The sequence below is a fragment of the Paraburkholderia sp. GAS199 genome (genome assembly GCF_050436585.1).
Taxonomy (GTDB): Bacteria; Pseudomonadota; Gammaproteobacteria; order Burkholderiales; family Burkholderiaceae; genus Paraburkholderia.
In genome coordinates this window covers 1-15,918 of record NZ_JBNDMM010000010.1, presented here as the reverse complement: position 1 = coordinate 15,918, position 15,918 = coordinate 1, and the positions used below count along the sequence as shown (strand labels likewise).

10 protein-coding genes are annotated in these 15,918 nt (G+C 63.4%); 5 read left to right on the top strand and 5 right to left on the bottom strand.

Going from position 1 to position 15,918, the window contains the following annotated elements:
• Window positions 1-21: 21 nt before the first annotated feature.
• Together P3T18_RS30955 and P3T18_RS30950 are read right to left on the bottom strand one after the other, a co-directional pair.
• Window positions 22-1,419, bottom strand: a complete 1,398-nt coding sequence (locus tag P3T18_RS30955; protein ID WP_429303778.1) for a cytochrome ubiquinol oxidase subunit I — start codon at window positions 1,417-1,419, stop codon at window positions 22-24.
• Window positions 1,406-3,757, bottom strand: coding sequence for an FdhF/YdeP family oxidoreductase (locus P3T18_RS30950; RefSeq protein WP_429303777.1), 2,352 nt, complete (start codon window positions 3,755-3,757; stop codon window positions 1,406-1,408). The genes P3T18_RS30955 and P3T18_RS30950 overlap by 14 nt, the downstream gene beginning before the upstream one ends.
• 307 nt (window positions 3,758-4,064) lie before the next feature.
• Between P3T18_RS30950 and P3T18_RS30945 the strand changes: the two genes are divergently transcribed.
• Window positions 4,065-4,541, top strand: a complete 477-nt coding sequence (locus tag P3T18_RS30945; protein ID WP_429303776.1) for a hypothetical protein — start codon at window positions 4,065-4,067, stop codon at window positions 4,539-4,541.
• Between the two features lie 78 nt (window positions 4,542-4,619).
• Here the strand turns inward: P3T18_RS30945 and P3T18_RS30940 are convergent, their stop codons facing one another.
• On the bottom strand, window positions 4,620-4,865 hold the full coding sequence (locus P3T18_RS30940; protein ID WP_429303775.1) for a hypothetical protein: 246 nt from the start codon (window positions 4,863-4,865) through the stop codon (window positions 4,620-4,622).
• A 24-nt stretch (window positions 4,866-4,889) separates the two neighbouring features.
• Window positions 4,890-5,330, bottom strand: a complete 441-nt coding sequence (locus tag P3T18_RS30935; RefSeq protein WP_429303774.1) for a hypothetical protein — start codon at window positions 5,328-5,330, stop codon at window positions 4,890-4,892.
• Between the two features lie 433 nt (window positions 5,331-5,763).
• On the opposite strand from P3T18_RS30935, the gene P3T18_RS30930 reads away from it, so the two are divergent.
• The 4 genes from P3T18_RS30930 to P3T18_RS30915 are packed head-to-tail and all read left to right on the top strand — an operon-like array spanning window position 5,764 to window position 15,613.
• Complete coding sequence (locus tag P3T18_RS30930) at window positions 5,764-6,444, top strand: winged helix-turn-helix domain-containing protein (RefSeq protein ID WP_429303773.1); 681 nt, start codon at window positions 5,764-5,766, stop codon at window positions 6,442-6,444.
• A 26-nt stretch (window positions 6,445-6,470) separates the two neighbouring features.
• Window positions 6,471-11,492, top strand: coding sequence for an AAA family ATPase (locus P3T18_RS30925; RefSeq protein ID WP_429303772.1), 5,022 nt, complete (start codon window positions 6,471-6,473; stop codon window positions 11,490-11,492).
• A gap of 9 nt (window positions 11,493-11,501) precedes the next feature.
• Window positions 11,502-14,453 (top strand): PAS domain S-box protein, encoded by a 2,952-nt coding sequence (locus P3T18_RS30920; protein ID WP_429303771.1) that lies wholly within the window; start codon window positions 11,502-11,504, stop codon window positions 14,451-14,453.
• The gene (locus P3T18_RS30915) at window positions 14,450-15,613 is read left to right on the top strand and encodes a hybrid sensor histidine kinase/response regulator (protein ID WP_429303770.1); all 1,164 of its coding nucleotides are present in this window, start codon (window positions 14,450-14,452) and stop codon (window positions 15,611-15,613) included. Before P3T18_RS30920 ends, P3T18_RS30915 begins: the two co-directional genes overlap by 4 nt.
• Window positions 15,614-15,677: 64 nt before the next feature.
• On the opposite strand, the gene P3T18_RS30910 is transcribed toward P3T18_RS30915, so the two are convergent.
• The coding region (locus tag P3T18_RS30910) for a hypothetical protein (protein WP_429303769.1) at window positions 15,678-15,918 on the bottom strand (241 nt) is incomplete at its 5' end.

Genomic DNA, 15,918 nt, shown 5'->3' with positions numbered 1-15,918 from the left:
AGTGTCTCGCTACGTAATGGATTAGTACTCTTCGACGGTCGCAGCCGTCCCGGTTTTGACGGGCGCGGGCGGATTCAGCGCAAGGTCGGGTCCGGTACGCAACCAGTTGCGCGCCAGCACGAAGAACGTCCCGAGCAGCACCACGTAGAACGCGAAAAACATCGCCATGCTCAAGGTCACGGACGAAGGCGCCACCGTCGAGACGGCGTCTTTCGTGCGCAACAAGCCATACACGACCCACGGTTGACGGCCGACTTCGCGCACGATCCAACCCGCTTCGACCGCGACGTAAGGCAGTGGAATGCACAGCACCCACGCGAGCAGCAGCTTGCGTTGTTCGAGCAGACGTTCGAGCTGGCCGCGCGTCTTGCGCAACACGTAGGCGGTCCAGAACGCCAGCACCATGAACGCGAAGCCGATGCCCGCCATCACGCGGAACGCGTAGTAAAGCAGGGGCAGCATGGGTGGCTGATCGGCGGGCGCGAAATCGCGGAGACCTTTGACCTCGCCGTGCAAGGTGTGCGTGGCAAGAATACTCAGCACGCCGGGGACTTCGATCGACCAGTCGTTGCGCTGCGCCTTCTGATTCGGCCACGCGAGCAAGGACCACGACGCAGCCGTGCCGGGCGCATTGGTGGTCCAGTGACCTTCGATGGCGGCGCCCTTGGCGGGCTGCGTGGCGAAGACGCTGCCGCCGCTCGAATCGCCCAGCCAGATCTGCACGGGCGCGACGAATACGAGCACCAGCAAGGCGATCTTGAACGAGCGCGCGAAGAATTCCGGATGGCGTCGCTTGAACAGATTCCATGCGGAAATGCCGGCAATCACGAACATGCCGGTTTCGATCGCGGCGAACCACATGTGGGTGACGCCCCACACCATGTCGGGATTGAAGATAGCCGCGGCGTAATCGGTCACGACGATCCTGCCGTTTTCCACCGTGACGCCGGCGGGTGTTTGCATCCACGAATTGGCGACCATGATCCAGAAGGCGGAGATGCTGGAGCCGAGCGCGACCATCGAGGTGGCGAACAGATGCACGCCGCGCGGCACGCGGCCCCAGCCGAGCAGCATGACGCCGATGAATCCGGCTTCGAGCATGAAGGCCATCGCGCCTTCGAAACCGAGGATGTTGCCGAAGAACTGTCCGCTGTAGCGCGAAAAGCCGGCCCAGTTGGTGCCGAACTGGAATTCCATCGGAATGCCGCTGACCACGCCCACCGCGAAGTTCAGCACCAGCAGCTTGCTCCAGAAGCGCGCCTGCCGGTAATAGCCGACGTTGCCGGTGCGCAGCCACAGCACCTCGACGAGCACGAGGAAAGCGGACAGGCTGATAGTCAGAATCGGCCACAGGATGTGAAAAATGGCGGTCATCGCGAACTGCGCGCGCGACAGATCGAGGACGTCACTGAGATGCATGCTGTGCTCCCGTGGCGCCGACGGTGGCCGCCTGGTAGGTGGAACCGGCGTCGGCCGATGCGGCGCGCGCGATTCTCACCGGTACGGATTTGTACGACGGAGTGCGGCTTTTCTGGTCGAACGCGTAGAGTGGGACGAGCGGATTCGCTTCTGGATAGTAGGCGCCGCAGCAGCCGTCCGGCAACGTATATTCGATCACCTTGAAACTGCGGATCACGCGTTCGATACCGTCGAGCGATAACGCGAAGATATCGACGCGGTCGCCTGCATGCAGACCGCGCTTCTGCATCTCGCGCGGATTCAGGAACACGACGTCGCGCTGGCCAAACACGCCGCGATAACGGTCGGAGTGCGAGTAGAGCGTGGTGTTGTATTGATCGTGACTGCGCATGGTGGTGAGCCACAGCGCGTCGGGATCGCTCTGCACTGGGTCTTCGTCGAGTCCCTCGAAGACGAGGAAGTTGGCGCGGCCAGTCGGCGTGGCCCACACGCGCTCGCGCGCGGTCGACGCGAGATGGAAGCCGCCGGGCACACGAATCCGTTCGTTATACGCCTGAAAAATCGGATACACGATCTCGATCTTGTCGCGAATGCGGTCGTAGCTCGCCACGAGATATTCCCAGTCGACGTGCGAATCCGGTCCCATGGTGGCGCGCGCAATGCCCGCCACGATCGCGGGCTCGCTCTTCAGATGAGGCGACGCGGGTTCGTTGCGGCCGCCCGACGCGTGCACCATCGACATCGAATCTTCGACCGTGATCGACTGCGGACCGTCGGCCTGAATATCCACTTCGGTGCGTCCAAGGCACGGCAGAATCAACGCCGCCTTGCCATGCACGAGATGGCTGCGGTTCAGTTTGGTGGCGATGTGAACGGTCAGGTCGAGATTGCGCATGGCGGCCTGCACGCGGACCCAGTCCGGCACGGCGGCGGCGAAATTGCCGCCGAGCGCCATGAATACCTTGGCGTCGCCGCGCATCATTGCGTCGAGCGTGGCGATCACGTCGTTGCCGTGTTCGGCGGGCGGTCGGAAACCGAAGGCCCGCTCGATGCCGTCGATCAGCGCCGCCGAGGGCTTTTCGGTGATGCCGACGGTGCGGTTGCCCTGCACGTTCGAGTGTCCGCGCACAGGGCACACGCCCGCACCGGGCCGGCCGATATTGCCGCGCAGCAACGCGAGGTTCGCCACCTGTTGCACGCATTCCGTGCCGCGATGATGCTGCGTCAGACCCATGCCGTAGACGAGAATCGCGTTTTTCGCGTTCATGTAGATGTTCGCGGCATTCTGGATATCGTCACGCGAGAGCCCGCTCTGCTTCACGATCTCGTCCCAATCTGTCGCGCGAAGATCGGCGAGCAGGTCGTCGAGACCGTGCGTATGTCCTTCGATGAATTCGATATCGAGCACGCGCGGCGTGTCGGCGGCGAGCGCGGCCTCGTCGGCTTCGATCACGGCTTTCATGATGCCCTTGAGCACGGCCACGTCGCCGCCCACGCGAACCTGATAGAAGAATGAGCTGATCTGCGTGAAGCCGAGCGTCGCCATTTCGATCGGGTCTTGCGGCGAAGCGAAGCGTTCCAGCGCCCGTTCGCGAAACGGATTGAACGACACGATCTTCGCGCCGCGTCGCGCAGCGCTGTGCAGATCGCTCATCATGCGCGGGCTGTTGGTGCCGGGATTCTGACCGAAGATGAAGATCGCGTCGGCTTCCTCGAAATCGTCCAGCAGCACGGTGCCTTTGCCCACGCCGATCGATTGCGGCAACCCGACACTGGTCGCCTCGTGGCACATGTTGGAGCAATCGGGAAAGTTGTTCGTGCCGAATTCGCGCACGAAAACCTGGTAAAGAAACGCGGCTTCGTTGGACGCGCGTCCCGACGTGTAGAAGTCCGCCTGATGCGGACTGTCGAGTCCGTTCAGATGCGAAGCGACCAGCGCGAACGCGTCGTTCCATTCGATCGGCAGGTAGCGGTCGGTGGCGGCGTCGTAGGTCATCGGGTGAGTCAGGCGGCCGGCCATTTCCAGGTCGTAGTCGTTCCACGCGCTCAACTCGGTCACGGTATGAGCGGCGAAGAATTCCGGCGTGCATCGATAGGCGGTCGCTTCCCACGCCACGGCTTTGGCGCCGTTCTCGCAGAACTCGAACGACGACGTGTGCTTCGCGTCCGGCCACGCGCAGCCGGGACAGTCGAATCCCTCCGGCTGATTCATGCGCAGCAGCGTCTTCGCACCGGACACGGCCACGCCCTGCAGGGCGAGCGCTTCACCGGTTGCCTTGAGTGCGCCCCAGCCGCCCGCTGGCTCGCTGTAGATGCGGATTGTCTTTCCTTTGGCCATGACCGTTTCCTGATGATCCATTGAAGAACATAAGGCCAAAGGATGGGGCGGCACCGGTCGCGGCTCTTGTACAAATGCCCGTCCGTTTCAGATTCGCACGCCGGTTACGCTGCGGCGCAGTAATGCGTGCGCAATATGGCGGTGCGCAGTGCATTTTCTAAAGCCTTGACGCGTTCTGAAAAGATCGGCGCGGCGCATCGGCAAATAATGGTTTGCATCCGGCAAGGCGGCGTGAGGTCGACGCGGCGACGCCGCATTCCTCGCGATTCACTGCGCGCCGACACCTGAGCATTACCGGAGTACCGACATGCGAGTTCTGGACGAGTCACATCACGACATGAGCGATCTGCATGTCGCGCCCGACGCCGACCTGCCAAACATCAGCGACTGGCGTATGCCAACCGTCATGCAAACCGCCGTGGCGGCCGAACCCGCCAGGCTCGGGCATTGGACCCGGCGGGTGGTCATCGCGACGGCGGTCTGGTCCGTCTTCGAGTTGCCGTTCGAAATCTGGGTGAGCATGTCCACGCGCGACGCGCTGGCCTGCATCGCCGCGAAGCTGATATGGGTCGCGCTGGTGGGTTTCGTGCTGGCGGGCAGCCGCATGGCGCGCATCGTCTACGCGTTTCTCTGCACGATCGGCCTGATGGCGGTCGCTTTCGGCTTGCCGGTCGAGTATCGGGTGTTTCCGCTGGGCTTCGTGCTGTCGTCGGTGGAATGCGTGCTGAAGGCGACTGCGTTCGTCTGCCTCGTCTCGGCAGGCATCTATCCCGAGGACGAATGATCCCGGTTTGAACGTGTTCGCGCTTGTCCGCCCACGTTTCTGCTCGAGCCAAACCGTCTGCTTATTCCGTGAACGGCTTCATGCCGTGCGCGCCCTGTCCAGTGCCGACAGCGCCCGCGTCATCGCGTAGGCGCTGTGCACGGCTGCGGCGAAGGCGTGTTCGTCGGCGAGACGCCTGCCGTCCACCGCGACGATCCAACGCGCGCCATCCTGTTCGCAGACGAGACGGTGGTCGTCCGTCAGATCCGCGTACCAGCGCCAGATTTTTGGATCCGCGATGGCGGCCCGCGCGAGCATCGCCGTTCCCTGTGATGATTCGATCATGGCATGGCTCCGATGAATGCGGGTTCACGTCCAGTTCTTCGCGTCCTGAACGCTCCGGTAATAGCCGCGCGTGCCGTCGTCACGGCGTGCCGGTATGGGTGTGCTGAAACCGCTACGGCTCGACCCGGCGCCGGCCCATTGGCGCAGATAGGTGCCGATGCGCGCATCCGGCCTGAACGACTGTCCCGCCAGCGCGGGCAGGTGCCGCGCCGGATGCCGCTGCGGCGTCTGCGTGGCGGTGTTTTCGGATTCCCGTACGACGGGTAGCGCAACCGCGTCGCTGCCGGTCTGGATCGCAAACCGTTCGAGCGGCAACTGGGTATCGCGGTCGGTGCGCTCCAGCGTCTGCGTGAGACCGAGCGTCGGCGGCGGACTCGCCGCGCCCCAGACGGCGAGCGCCACGCACACTGCCGCGGCCGCGTAGCCATAAACGGGACGAAATCTGCCTGCTTTGTCGGCGCGCATGATGGGTTCTCCGGCGCCGACCCGCTGGGCTGCGCAACTGAATCATTGAAGGAAGACTGAGCGGATTCAGTATCCGCGCGCAGGCCGCCTGCAATCTTTCGCGGCTGCACGCTCCTTATGGATTTGCACGCGGCAGACGGCCTTGGCGCGACGCGTCGCAATCGGGTGAAAATGCCGGCCTGGCGGGTGTTCAGTCCACGCACGTGACACTCGGGCCGGCGTGAAGCAAAAAGCCGCCGCAAAACACGCCGTTGCGCGGGGCGCGGCCGGTCCGTGACTGCCAGCTGACGGAAAAATTAAAAAAATTTAATGGCGCCGCCGGACAGGACGCCGGAGATTTTCGCGGATAATCGGACGATTGGCGGAGAATCGCACCGGGGTATTGCTGCCCCGCTAAAAGCATCACGAGACGATGGGAAGGCGCGAGCGTTAAATGAAAATCTTGCTCGTCGAAGACAACGAACAGGTTGCCGGGTTTTTAAAGAAAGGTCTCATCGAGGCGGGGCATGTAGTCGATTCGGCGGATAACGGCCGCGACGGCATGTTTCTCGCCGCCAGCGAAACTTACGACGCCATCATCATGGATCGCATGCTGCCGGGCGGCATCGACGGTCTTGGGATCATTTCGGCGCTGCGCGCAACGGGCAATCGCGTGCCGATCCTGATCGTCAGCGCGCTGGACGAAGTCGATGAACGGATTCGCGGCCTGAAGGCGGGCGGCGACGACTACGTCGTCAAGCCGTTCGCATTCGGCGAGGTGCTGGCGCGGCTCGACGCACTGACGCGCCGTGCGCACGAGAGCTACGCGGAAACGACCTTGAAGGTCGGCGATCTCTGCATCGATCTGCTCTCGCGCAAAGTCATGCGGGCCGGCAAGCCGATCTCGCTGAAACCGCGCGAGTTCAAGCTGCTGGAGTATCTGATGCGTCACGCCGATCAGGTGGTCACGCGCACCATGCTGCTCGAAAACATCTGGGATTATCACTTCGATCCGCAAACCAACGTGATCGACGTTCATGTCAGCAAGTTGCGCCACAAGATAGATGCAGGGTTCGAGCGATCGTTGCTGAAGACGGTTCGTAACGCGGGCTACATGCTGACGGCCAACGATTAGCGTGAAAGGGCAGGCGGGGGCGGCACATGATCGAGTTGTCAGGCTTCGGGTTCGAGACGCTCCACGACGACGGCGAGTTTCTCCTGTCCCGGATCGATTCGCGCGACGGCGGCCCGACGTGGCTAGCCGTCACCTTGCCGGCGCAGCAACCGGCCGCCCATAGTCAGGCGCGGCTCGAGCATGCGTACGAATCGCGCAGCCTGCTCGACGGTGCTTACGCCACTCGCCCTCACGCCCTCATCGAATATCGCGGCAGCACGGCGCTGGTGCTGGAAGACCCGGGCGGCGTCTCGCTGGCCAGCCTGCCGCTGGGTTCGTTGCCGCTCGGCCAGGTGCTGCTCATCGCCACGAATCTCGCCGCGGCGCTCGGTGCGTTGCACGGGCGTGGTCTCGTGCATAAAGACATCCGGCCGGCTCATGTGCTCGTCGATCCGCAATCGGGCCGTGTGAGCCTGACCGGATTCGGCGTGGTGGCGCGCGGCGCGGCCGACATACCGTCGGACGCGCAGCCCGACTTCACCGCCGGCGCGCTCGCCTATCTCGCGCCGGAGCAGACCGGCCGCATGAATCGTGCGATCGACTCGCGCGCCGATCTCTATTCCTTCGGTATCACGCTCTACGAAATGCTCACGGGCGCGTCGCCGTATCGTGCGAATTCGCCGATCGAGTGGCTCCACTGTCACATTGCCCGCACGCCGATTCCGTTGAGCGAACGCGCGCCCGGCGTGCCGGCGCAACTCGACGCGATCGTGATGAAACTGCTCGCGAAGACCGCCGAAGACCGCTATCAGACCGCCCAGGGTCTCGAAGACGATCTGCGCCGCTGCCTGAACGAGTGGGAGCAGAGCGGGCGTATCGAGCCGTTCGTGCCCGGCGCGCACGACGCCGCCGAGCGGCTCGTGATTGCCGGGCGTCTCTACGGACGCGAAGCCGAGATCGAGGCGCTGAACGGCGCATTCGAGCGCGTCAAACAGCGCGGCACGCCGGAACTCGTGCTGGTGTCCGGTTACTCGGGTGTCGGCAAGTCGTCGCTGGTGAACGAGTTGCAGAAAAAGCTGGCAGTGTCTGGCGGCCGCTTCGCCGCGGGCAAATTCGAGCAGTACAAGCGCGACATTCCCTATGCCACGCTCGGTCAGGCCTTTCAGGGTTTGATCCAGTCCATCCTCGCGCAGAGCGACGAGCCCGTCGCGCGCTGGCGTGTCCGGCTCGGCGAAGCCGTGGGCGAAAACGGTCAACTCGTCGTCGATCTGATTCCGGAACTGGCGCGCATACTCGGTCCGCAACCGGAAGTGCCGCAACTGCCGGCGGCGGAATCGCAGGCGCGTTTTCAGGGCGTGTTCGGACGCTTCATCGCCGCGTTTGCCGAAGCCGGTCATCCGCTGGTTCTGTTTCTGGACGACTTGCAGTGGCTCGACGCCGGCACGCTGAGCCTGCTCGAAAGCCTGCTTGCCACGGCGAGCCTGAGCAATCTGCTGCTGGTCGGCGCCTATCGCGACAACGAGGTCGGCGTCACGCATCCGTTGACGCGCGCGCTCGCCACGGTTCGCGAGTCGGGCGTGCCGGTTCACGACATCATGCTGACGCCTTTGCAGGTGGACGACGTGGCGCGCCTGATCGGCGAAGCGCTGCACGCCGAGCCCGCCGACGTGCTGCCGCTCGCGCATTTCATTTGCGGCAAGACGGGCGGCAACCCGTTCTTCACCGTGCAGTTTCTGAGAATGCTGGCCGCGCAACGGCACCTCCGGTTCGACGCGGCCCGCCGAGTGTGGGAATGGGATCTCGCGAGCCTGCACGAAGCGCGTTTCTCCGACAGCGTGATCGACCTGATGCTCGGGCAGATCGAACGTGTGGCGCCGGCTGCACAGGAGGCGCTCAAACAGTTCGCCTGCTTCGGCAACCGCGCGCCGACCGCGATGCTCGCCCGCGTGGGCGGCGGCACCGACGCCACCGTGCATCGCGCGCTTGCCGATGCGGTGAGCGCGGGCCTCGTGTTCCGCCGCGAACACGGCTACGCGTTTCTGCACGACCGCGTGCAGGAAGCCGCCTACGCGCTGATTCCTGCAGACGAACGGGCGGCCGCGCATTTGCGTATCGGCCGCCTGTTTGTCTCCAATGCGACGCCGCCTGAAGTCGAGCAGATGATCTTCGAGATCGTCAACCAGTACAACCGCGCGCTCGATCTGATCGACGATCCGGCGGAGCGCGAGCGCGTGGTGGAATTCAACCTGATTGCCGGACGGCGCGCGAAGACGTCGTCCGCTTATGCATCGGCGGCAACTTATCTGTCGCTCGGCAGCAAGCTGCTCGGCGGCGAAGCGTGGGAGACGCATTACGCGCTCAAGTTCGCGCTGGAAAGCAGCCTCGCGGAGTGCGAATTCCTGACCGGCGACACCGATGCGGCGAAGCAACGTCTCACGAAGCTCGCGCAGCGGGCCGCCAATCTGCCCGATCGCGCGTCCGTTGCATGGTTGCGCGTGACGCTGCACACCGCGCTCGATCAGAGCGATCTCGCCGTGGCCATCTGCCTCGACTATCTGCGCGGCGTCGGAATCGACTGGCAGGCGCATCCCACGCGCGACGAAGCGCGCCGTGAATACGACAGGCTGCTGGCGCAAATCGGCGAGTCGCCCATCGAATCGCTGATCGATCTGCCGCTCATCTCCCATCGCGATCGCCAGGCCACGCTCGACGTGCTGACGGCCGTGCTGCCGCCGGCCTTTTTCAGCGACGAGAATCTCGTGTGTCTCGTGTTGAGCCGCATGGCGAATCTCAGCCTCGAATACGGCAACAGCGACGCGTCGTCGATCGGCTACGCGTATCTGGGCATGGTGGCCGGTCCCGTCTTCGGCGACTACGAGGCCGGCTTCCAGTTCGGCCGCCTCGGCCTCGCGCTCGTCGACGAACGCGGGTTGCGGCGCTTCAGGCCGCGCGTGTACATGTGCTTCGGGTATCACGTCACGCCGTGGACAAAACACATTCGCAGCGGCCTGCCGCTTCTGCGTAGCGCGTTCGACGCCGCCACGGAAAGCGGCGATCTGACCTACACCGGTTTCAGCAGTTGTTGCCTCGTGACGAGTCTGCTCGCGGCCGGCGATCCGCTTGCCGATGTCGAGCGTGTCGCGCAACAGCGTCTCGCGGTGGTTCAGGCCGCGAAATTCGGGCTGATCGTCGACATCATCGGGTCGCAGTTGCAGTTGATCCGCGTGTTGCGCGGCCAGACGCCTTCGTTTGCCTCGTTCAACGACGAGACCTTCGACGAAGCCGCTTTCGAGCAGCATCTCGAAGCCGATCCCTGTCTCGCGATCGCGACCTGCTGGTACTGGATCCGCAAGCTGCAAGGCCGCTATTTCGCGGGCGACATCGCGTCCGCGGTGGCGGCCGCCGCGAAGGCGGCGCCTTTGCTATGGACGTCGTCGGGCCACTTCGAAATTGCGGAGTATCACTTTTATGCGGCCCTTGCCTGCGCACGTCAGTACGACGAGGCGCCGGGCGACGCTTCGCCGGGCGAGCGCGACGCGCAGTTTCAGGCCCTGCTCGGCCATTACGCCAGACTGGTCACGTGGGCGGAGCACTGTCCGAGCAATTTCGCAGGCCGCGCGGCGCTCGTGGCCGGTGAAATCGCGCGCATCGAGGGCAATGGATTCGAGGCGATGCGCGAATACGAAAGCGCAATCGCACTCGCGCGCGAACACGAATTTCCGTTGATCGAAGGACTCGCGCACGAAGTGGCCGGCCAGTTCTATCTGACGAGCGGCTTTAACACCATTGCGTTCGTCTATCTGGGGAATGCGCGGCTCGCGTATTTGCGCTGGGGCGCGCTCGGCAAGGTTCAGGCGCTCGACCGGCGCTATCCGAATCTAATGCGGGAACCGGCGGCCGATGCGCCGGCGCGCAGCATCGTCGCGGAACAACTCGATGTCGAAACGGTGGTGAAGGCGTCGCAGGCGATCTCCGGAGAAATCGCGTTCGACAAACTGATCCGCACGCTCATGATCATCGTGCTCGAACATGCGGGCGCGGGTCGCGCGCTGCTGGTCCTGCCCCGCGACGAGCAGTTGTGGGTCGAGGCCGAAGCGACCACGAGCCGCGAAGGCGTGGAGGTCCAGCTGCGCAGCGAATGCGTCACGCCGCGTCATTTGCCGGCTTCTATCCTGCATGCCGGCATCCGTACGCGAGAACGCGTGCTGATCGACGACGCGGCGCGCCCCAATCCGTTTTCGGCAGACGAGTATTTCCACTCGGCTCACGCCCGCGCCATTCTGTGTCTGCCGCTCGTGAAGCAGGCGAGGCTGATCGGCGTGCTGTATCTGGAGAACGATCTCGCGCCGGGCGTGTTCACGCCGACGCGCCTGGCCGTGCTCGAACTGCTGGCGTCGCAGGCGGCAATTTCGCTGGAAAATGCGTCGCTGGAAGAAAAGGAAGCGCTGCTCGAAGAGAAAGAAGCATTGCTGCACGAAGTGCATCATCGCGTGAAAAACAATCTGCAACTCATCAGCAGTCTGCTGAATCTGCAGGCGTCGCGCGTGACCGATAAAGCCGTGGCCGAGCTTTTCGCGGACAGCCGCAACCGCGTGCGCTCGATGGCGCTGGTGCACGAAAATCTGTATCGTGCCGGCAATTTTGCTCGCATCCTGATGGCGACGCACGTGAAGAACCTGTGCGGCCATCTCGCGCGTGCTTACGATATGCGGCAAATGGGCGTGGATTTGCAGGTCGAAGTAGACGACGTGCAACTCGACATGAACCGCGCCGTTTCCTGCGGGCTCATCATCAACGAACTGGTCTCCAATGCGTTGAAGCACGCGTTTCCCGATGGACGCGGCGGCTGTGTGCGGGTCGAACTCGGCATGGTCGACAAGGAACAGTGCCGACTGACCGTGAGCGACGACGGCGTGGGGATCGCTCCCGGCTTCTCGGTCGAAGAGGCGGATTCGCTCGGCTTGCAACTGGTTCACGACCTGACTCATCAATTGCACGGGAGTCTCGATCTGAGCCATGGTAGCGGCACCACCTGCAGCATTCTTTTCAATGCAAACGAACGTAGCTAAACACACATCATGGCGCCCGCACGCATTCTGGTAGTCGAAGACGATCGCGTTGTCGCCAGAGATATCGCGCAGCAGATGACGCGCGCCGGTCATACCGTGGTCGGCATGACGGCGCGCGGCGAAGACGCGTTGACGCTCGCAGCCGACACCACGCCTGACCTCGTCCTGATGGACGTGCGCCTCGAAGGCGCGCTCGACGGCATCGACACGGCGCGGCTGCTGCGCGAAAACCTGAGTTTGCCGGTGGTGTTCCTCACGGCATACGCCGACGAAGACACCGTGCGGCGCGCCACGGTCACCGAGCCGTTCGGTTACGTGCTCAAGCCGTTCGACGACACGCAACTGCGCACCGTCGTGGAAATGGCGCTCTACAAGCACGGCGCCGAGCGGCGGCTGCGCGAAAGCGAGCAGCGCTATGCCGTGACGCTTTCCAGCATCGGCGACGCCGTGATCGCGACCGACCGCGACTCGCATATCAACTTCATCAATCCGGTTGCGGAAGCACTGACCGGCTGGTCGCGCGACGAGGCGCTCGGCAGGCCGCTCGCGGACGTGTTCCGCGTAATCAACGAGAGCACGCGCGCGCCGGCCGAAGATCCGGTGGCGGCGGTGCTGGCGGCGGGCACCATCGTCGGGCTGGCGAATCACACCGTACTGCTCGCACGCGACGGTCGCGAGATCGCGATCGACGACAGCGGCTCGCCGATCGTCGACGACCGTGGGCAGATTGGCGGCGTCGTGCTGGTGTTTCGCGACGTGACGCAAAGGCGCCGTGCCGAAGAGGCCGAGATTCTGCGCGAAACGAACGCGCGGCTCGAAATGGCGATGCACGGCTCCAACGTGGGCGTGTGGGAAATCGACATGCCCGATGGCGACCATCGGCGCGGCTTTGCGCGCTTCTCGAACATCTGGGAATGGCTCGGCTATTCGCGACCGCAAACCTTGCTCGACTACGACGCTTACATGAGCGTGCTGCTGCCCGAAGACCGTGGCCGCACCGAAGCCGAGATGCTGCGGTATCTCGGCAAGGAGGTCGACGTATTCGAGGTGGAGAACCGTCTGTGCCATCGCGAGGGCGGCGTGCGCTGGGTGCTCGTGCGCGGCATGGCAACGTGGGACGCGAGCGGCAAGCCGGTTCGGTTCGTCGGCAGCCTGGTGGATATCACCGAGTTGAAGCTCACGGAACAGGCGCTGCGTTCGAGTGAAGCCCGTTTTCGCGGCACCTTCGAAAACGCGGCCGTGGGAATCGCGCATTGCGACCTCGAAGGGCGCTTCCTGCGGCTGAACCAGCGCTCCTGCGATATCGTCGGCTACCTGCGCGAAACCTTGCTGCAAAAACGCTTTCAGGACATTACCGACCCGGCGTTTCTCGCCGCCAGCGAGCAGAAGTTCCGGCTGCTGAGCGAAGGCTATCTCTCGCACTATTCGGAGGAAGTGCCGCTCGTCAAGCTCGACGGCTCGCGCGTTTGGGTGAGCGTGTCGGTGGCGCTGCAACGCGATGCCGCCGGCCGCGCGCTGCATACCATTGCGATTCTTCAGGATATCTCGGCGCGCAAGGCGCTCGAAGACACCGTGCGCGTGGCCAAGGAAGCGGCGGAATCGGCCAATCGCGCCAAAGACCAGTTTCTCGCCAATATCAGCCACGAATTGCGCACGCCGCTCAACGGCATTCTCGGTTACGCGCAGATCTTGCGGCGCGATGCCTCGATGACCGAGCGGCAGTTGTCGAGCCTCGGCGTGATCGAGCAGAGCGGCGAACATCTGCTCATGCTCATCAACGACATTCTCGACTTCGCGCGTATCGAGGCCGGCAAGCTTGAACTGAACGTGACGGACGTACCGCTCGGCCCGTTTTTGCGCGTGATCGCCGAGATGGTGAGCGTACGTGCCGATCAGAAGCGGCTGGTGCTGAATTACGAGGCACCGCCGGATCTGTCGAAGGTGATTCGCGTCGACGAAAAGCGGCTTCGTCAGGTGTTGCTCAATCTGCTGGCCAATGCAGTGAAGTTCACCGACCGTGGTGAAGTCACGCTGGCGGTTCGTATGGTCGCGGACGGCCGCCTGCGTTTCGAAGTTCGGGATACCGGTGTCGGCGTGAGCGCCGACCGGCTGGAGGCCATCTTTCAGCCCTTCGAACAGGCCGGCGATTTCACGCGGCGCACGGGCGGCGTGGGGCTCGGTCTCGCGATCAGCCGTCAACTGGTGCGCATGATGGGCAGCGAAATTCGCGTGACGAGCGCGGTGGGCGAGGGAAGTATCTTCTGGTTCGAACTCGATGCGCCGGTTTCGTATGCCGAGGTGGCCGACTTCAGTCCGGTGTTGCAGATTTCCGGCTATGAAGGCGACGAGCGTCATGTGCTGGTGGTCGACGACGTCGCGGCGAATCGCGCGTTGATCGTCGATACGCTGCAGCGTTGCGGGTTTCGCGTGTCCGAAAGCGGCGACGGGCGCGATGCGCTCGATCAGGCGCTGCGTTCTCCGCCCGATCTGATTCTGCTGGACACCGTCATGCCCGTGATGGGCGGACTCGAAATGCTCGCGCGCATACGCGGCTCCAGCGTGCTGCGTCATGTGCCGGTGATCGCCGTCTCAGCGGATGCGTCGTTGCGCAATGCGCGCGCCAATCTCAGCGGCGGCGCGAACGTTTTTCTGGAAAAGCCGCTCGACCTTGACCGTCTGCTCAGAGAAATCGCTACGCTGCTCGCGCTGAAATGGACAGTGCGCGCGGCGCCGGCCAGAACGGACGCAGACCTCTTCGTGCCGCCGCGTGACGAAATGGTCGTGCTGCATCGCTTTGCGCTGCTGGGTTCGATGCGCGACATCGTTCGTCACGCCGACTATCTCATCGGCCTCGATAGTCGTTATGAACCGTTTGCCGCGCAGTTGCGCCGTCTTGCAGCAGGTTACGAATCGCAGGCCCTGTTAACGCTGATCGAACAATATCTGGATCAAGACTCGTGAGTACCACCGAACCATTCGATACGGACGCGCCCACGGTCCTCGTTGTCGACGATACGCCGGCCAATCTCGGGCTGGTGGTCGAATGCCTGGAGAGCAACAATCTGCGTGTCGCGATTGCCCGCGACGGCGCCGAGGCGCTGCGTCGCGCAGAATTGGCGCAGCCGGATCTGATTCTGCTCGACGTCATGATGCCGGGACTCGACGGGTTCGAAACCTGCCGGCGTCTGAAGGCGATGGAGAAAACCCGCGATATTCCCGTCATTTTCATGACATCGCTAACCCGCACGGAAGAGAAGATCACAGGTTTTCGCGCCGGCGCAGTCGACTACATCACCAAGCCCTTGCAGATGGAGGAAGTGGCGGCGCGCGTGAATACGCATCTGAAATTGCGCGCGCTGCAGAAGCTGCAGGAAGAGCAGAATATCCAGTTGCAGCGAGAAGTGAGAACGCGTCAGCAGGCGGAAGAAGCGCTGATCGAAGTGATTCACGGCGTGCGCAATGTCTCGAATGCGATTGCTCATGATTTGCGCACGCCGCTGACCGAATTGCGCGCGCGGCTGGAAGTGTTGACGCTCACGCTGAAACGGCAGGGTAATGAACAGGTTCTGCCCGAACTGGAAGTGGCGCTGACCGACGTCGATCGCGTCATCAGCATTTTCAACGCGTTGTTGCGTCTCGCTGAAATCGACGCGGGCGTGCGGCGTTCGGGCTTCGTGCCGAGCGACCTCGAAACGATCGTGTCCGACGCTGTGGAGTTCTATCAACCGGTGGCGGAGTTGCGGCGCGTGACGTTGTCGCTGACGGTCTCGGGCGATCTCGTCGCCGTGGCGGACCCGTTGCTGCTCGCGCAGGCTATCGGCAATCTGATCGACAACGCGTTGAAGTTTGCGCGGGACGGCGGCGAGATTCAGGTGTCGGCGGCGCGTCGCGGCGACATGATCGCCATCTCCGTGGCGGACGACGGCCCTGGTATCCCCGATGCGGAAAAGCCCAAGGTGACCGAGCGCTTCTATCGCGGCGACGCGAGCCGCGGCACACCCGGCGTGGGGCTTGGGCTCGCGCTGGTGAAGTCGGTCGCGACGCTGCATCGCGGCTCGCTCGATTTCGCCGACAATGCCCCCGGCCTCATCGCGACGCTGAGTGTGAACTGTTGCCATTGAGTGCGGCGCGATGGTGATGTGATGAGCCGGCGTCGTCGTCGCGACGATTCTTCTTTGCGCACACTCATGATCTCGCTCGCTCGCGTTCGATACTTTCGATGCGCGCAAAAAATAATTTCGCGAATAGGGTTGACGGGGTACGGAGGCGCATCGCATAATTCGCCTCCCGTTTGATGACGGACGCGAAGAAAGCAGAGCTTCTGAGCGAATGATCTTTAAAAATTAACAGCCGATAAGTGTGGGCGCTTGATGCGGGATGCGGAGCCGGGTCTTTCGGGATTCGGCGAATAGCAGAAGTATCAAGT

What these genes read in the sequence shown, in the direction of transcription:
- P3T18_RS30955 (WP_429303778.1), bottom strand. Translation starts at nt 1,419, where the DNA reads ATGCATCTCAGTGACGTCCTCGATCTGTCGCGCGCGCAGTTCGCGATG.
- P3T18_RS30950 (WP_429303777.1), bottom strand. Translation starts at nt 3,757, where the DNA reads ATGGCCAAAGGAAAGACAATCCGCATCTACAGCGAGCCAGCGGGCGGC.
- P3T18_RS30945 (WP_429303776.1), top strand. Translation starts at nt 4,065, where the DNA reads ATGCGAGTTCTGGACGAGTCACATCACGACATGAGCGATCTGCATGTC.
- P3T18_RS30940 (WP_429303775.1), bottom strand. Translation starts at nt 4,865, where the DNA reads ATGATCGAATCATCACAGGGAACGGCGATGCTCGCGCGGGCCGCCATC.
- P3T18_RS30935 (WP_429303774.1), bottom strand. Translation starts at nt 5,330, where the DNA reads ATGCGCGCCGACAAAGCAGGCAGATTTCGTCCCGTTTATGGCTACGCG.
- P3T18_RS30930 (WP_429303773.1), top strand. Translation starts at nt 5,764, where the DNA reads ATGAAAATCTTGCTCGTCGAAGACAACGAACAGGTTGCCGGGTTTTTA.
- P3T18_RS30925 (WP_429303772.1), top strand. Translation starts at nt 6,471, where the DNA reads ATGATCGAGTTGTCAGGCTTCGGGTTCGAGACGCTCCACGACGACGGC.
- P3T18_RS30920 (WP_429303771.1), top strand. Translation starts at nt 11,502, where the DNA reads ATGGCGCCCGCACGCATTCTGGTAGTCGAAGACGATCGCGTTGTCGCC.